The organism is Neobacillus niacini, assembly GCF_031456445.1.
GTDB classification, from domain to species: Bacteria; Bacillota; Bacilli; order Bacillales; family Cytobacillaceae; genus Neobacillus; species Neobacillus niacini_I.
In genome coordinates this window covers 1-3,398 of record NZ_JAVDUQ010000078.1, presented here as the reverse complement: position 1 = coordinate 3,398, position 3,398 = coordinate 1, and the positions used below count along the sequence as shown (strand labels likewise).

Annotated in this window: 4 protein-coding genes and 1 pseudogene; 2 read left to right on the top strand and 3 right to left on the bottom strand. The window is 32.5% G+C overall.

Features of this window, described 5'->3' with window-relative positions:
- Nucleotides 1-223 precede the first annotated feature (223 nt).
- The gene (locus J2Y67_RS27525) at nt 224-952 is read left to right on the top strand and encodes a hypothetical protein (RefSeq protein ID WP_310179369.1); all 729 of its coding nucleotides are present in this window, start codon (nt 224-226) and stop codon (nt 950-952) included.
- Nucleotides 953-1,448: 496 nt separating this feature from the next.
- Entirely contained in the window at nt 1,449-2,171 is a 723-nt protein-coding gene (locus tag J2Y67_RS27520) for a WGR domain-containing protein (protein ID WP_310179367.1), read from the top strand.
- Nucleotides 2,172-2,426: 255 nt separating this feature from the next.
- Here the strand turns inward: J2Y67_RS27520 and J2Y67_RS27515 are convergent, their stop codons facing one another.
- From J2Y67_RS27515 to J2Y67_RS27505, 3 genes and pseudogenes are all read right to left on the bottom strand, one after another.
- The gene (locus J2Y67_RS27515) at nt 2,427-2,837 is read right to left on the bottom strand and encodes a hypothetical protein (RefSeq protein ID WP_310179365.1); all 411 of its coding nucleotides are present in this window, start codon (nt 2,835-2,837) and stop codon (nt 2,427-2,429) included.
- A 228-nt stretch (nt 2,838-3,065) separates the two neighbouring features.
- Entirely contained in the window at nt 3,066-3,239 is a 174-nt protein-coding gene (locus J2Y67_RS27510; RefSeq protein ID WP_310179364.1) for a hypothetical protein, read from the bottom strand.
- 3 nt (nt 3,240-3,242) lie between these two features.
- Nucleotides 3,243-3,398, bottom strand: a pseudogene (locus J2Y67_RS27505) (ring-cleaving dioxygenase); the annotation flags it as partial.

The window sequence follows — 3,398 nt, the reverse complement described above, 5'->3', positions numbered from 1 at the left end:
CTATCCTCCATTGTAAAGTTGAAGTTAATTTAATAAACTTCCTGCATTTCGCGCGGTAGCACTTATAACAGAACTTGTCGCGCGCACCCGTTAGTCAGAGAAATTTATTTTTTGAATATTATTATACAAGTTTTAGTTTAATTAAAAACATTACCGATAGTTGGTTCAAACAATTGTTATAATGGTACAAAAAGGATATTTTCTGAAAGGGAGAAAGTTTTTTATGGCTGATTATACTCCAGCGATTATCACAGCATCGGTAGCATTGATTGCAGCTGTTGGAGCTCAATTTATTTCTCACCGTTTAACTGCAAAAAGGGAAAAAAGCAAAGAATATAAAACGATTTATCAGGAATTTATTTCCCCAACTTTAAATGACGTATTATTTTATTTTTCCACTGAAACAGATTGGAGAAAGGGTCATGATGTTGAAAGAACAATAAACAGTGAAAAGGTAATTGAGCACATGTCTGAAAAAATTAGTTATGGAGATTCCAATCTTATTAATGCACTTTATAACTACACTTCTTCGATTACTTTTTTTGATGGTAGAGGTGAAGCTAAAAACATAAGGACATTAATTGCTTTTTACTGGTACCTGAATTATGCGCACGATGTCATTAGTCATCTTAATAACCCAAATAAGGAATTACTGGATAGAATAGCTTACACTCAAAAGATGTATGCACTTTGGACAATTTTAACCGATACATTGGATTTTAACACATCAACTAGAATTCTTTCATGGAAATGGGCATGGGAGCATAAAGAATTCCTTAATTCATGGTCAGATAAAGCATTAGCACAAATTTTAGATATGGAAGAGGGACATATTTATTTGAAAAAAAAATTACTAGATAACATGAAAAATGAAATGATTAAGACCCAAAAAACTCCATTGCCTCAAGATATTCTGGATTTCTATGATGAAAATACCATTAATAATACGTAAAGAATAAGGAGTGAATAGAGCAAAAGAAAGTGGACACTGAAAAGAAGGTATATTAGATGTGAAAATTTTAATGCAGTTATATGTATCAAAAATTAAATTAAAGTCACTTTCGGGTGGCTTTTTTTAATTGCATGAGGATACCAACACTATGAACAAAAGGTAAATTTTACCCAAAAACCTTAGTAATATGGAAACTGACATCGTGTTACTAATCTTGTATGATTTATAAAAATCCTTATAATTAACCTGCCACGTTAGTTTAAGTGAAAAATTTCACAATATCTTTACTCATACCAATTTTTTTAGGATAGTCGATAGCCATAAGACAATAATCGTCCAAATAACGACACCCATTGGAGATAAATGCCTACCAAAAAAGCCAGCTAGATAACCCACACAAGAAATGGCAATCGCTACATTGGAGATATATGAGATAGGTACTTTTTTATAAACCAAACCTTTTTTAGGTTATACTTTTAAGAAGGAGAGATTTACTATGGTGAGAGTTATATCTATTCATTCAGCCAATCATCCACTATTTTTGATTACAGACGTAGAACAAAGAGCTGTTTTAAACTATGCTTCTTTAAAGGGAAATTCAAATAAATACTATATCATAGAATTTCATCAAGGTGATGGGGATTACCCTTTTCGCATCTATACAGAATATGGGCGTATAGGTAGGAATCCTCGCAAAGAAGGAAGATTTTTTAATAGTAGGTTGTCTGCCAAAGAGGAATTTAATCATATTCTTTCTTCAAAACGTGCAAAAGGATATGAACATATTTTGGTCGATGATGATGATTTCTTTATTCCTACAGTGACTCAATTCCAAATCAAAACGAGTTCAATGGATTCACTCAAAGGAAATGAAAAAATGGTAGGCATTATCGAAGAAAAACAACAAGAAGAAACCAGAACTTCCTATTCCCCACTCGAACCACTTGGAAAACTATCAGATACCCAAATAGCGAGAGGGTTTCAAATATTGGATAAAATAGAAGAAAAGTTACATTCAGGTTCTAATGATTTTGATAATTTATCGAATCAATTTTATTCTATTATTCCTACATTTTTTGGAAATAAAGTCGATTATCATCAATTCATCATTAATAATTTTTCTAAACTTGTTGAAAAGAGGAATTTATTAGAAGGCTTGAATTTGGCAACCCCTTTCAGATTTAGCTTATCAAGGGAAAGTGCGCCCTTGACAAGCTAAATCCGAAAGGATATTTGGTCTATAAGTTGAACAAGGAATAACTCTATTCATACTGAATAAAACACCAATTAAAAACATTTGGGTGTGGTGGGTTGACAGTTTCGTTCATATCAGTTCAATAAAAAAGAATGCTGCCGTAGCATAACGGGTTCGGTTGACATGGAGAAAACGTCAAAAAGTTAAACAAATAGTAAACAAAAAGGGCAGCTAATTCGCTGCCTTTTTAACATCCAACTGGTATAGACTTAATAACCCTTATTTGGACAAATGTTTGTATTCTACTATTTCAATTTTAAAACCGTGATTACATTTCTGCTTATTAATCTTTCCACTGTCACATGATGGGGATACTCTTACCTTAACTAAATCTTCTTTAACATTATCATTATTATTCGAAGGAATATTAATTCTTACGGCAACAACATAAGAATGATTGTTGTTGTACTTTATACCGACGATTCTTTGCCATTCCCAGCCAAATAGTTCATCGCCTCCATACTCTTTTATCACTCTTTTATCAATAGTTGGAAATACAAGGTCTGAAACAATATCTTCTGTTGTGAAATACGAATTTTCTGCCTTTGGAGTAGTTTCTGCTTTAACAGTTTGCATTGGGGTAAAGGTAAATACAAAAAATCCTAATAAGATTAAGCATTGTTTAATCAATTAAATTCACCTCATATTTTACCCCTTAATCTTCCCAATTAGTTATTCTTTATTAAATTAACCTGCCCCGTTAGTTTAAGTGAAACATTTCACAAATTACTTTCCACTAGTCGTTTTTTAGGTTTCATATGAAAAAGCCAAGCCACGATAACGAGACAACCAATTCTTTCAAGTCCCTAGAGATTAAATAAAAACACCGATTTAATGTCGGTGTTTTTATTGATTTATTTATAATTGGACATTAAAATTAAACAATTGTCTTAACCTTCGGGTGCCTTCGTATACCATTGCAGCATCCCAAAAACGCATCTTTCCTTTATAGCCGTGCGGATAATAAGAGTACTCAATAAACTCCTCATTAACCCTAACAGGATCTGCTACTTTTATTCTTAATTCCTTCATATATCAGTCTAGTTCTCTTACCTCAAACGGTAGCAAAACTTGTTCAATCTTCTCTCTATGAGGTTCATACTGTGATGGCAACATCAATTTTTCTCCCATTGTCTCTTGTGATTCATCATGAGCAAAACCTGGAGGATCAGTAGCAATTTCAAACAGTAT

Coding starts and splice junctions, on each gene's coding strand:
- J2Y67_RS27520 (WP_310179367.1), top strand. CDS start 1,449: ATGGTGAGAGTTATATCTATTCATTCAGCCAATCATCCACTATTTTTG.
- J2Y67_RS27525 (WP_310179369.1), top strand. CDS start 224: ATGGCTGATTATACTCCAGCGATTATCACAGCATCGGTAGCATTGATT.
- J2Y67_RS27510 (WP_310179364.1), bottom strand. CDS start 3,239: ATGAAGGAATTAAGAATAAAAGTAGCAGATCCTGTTAGGGTTAATGAG.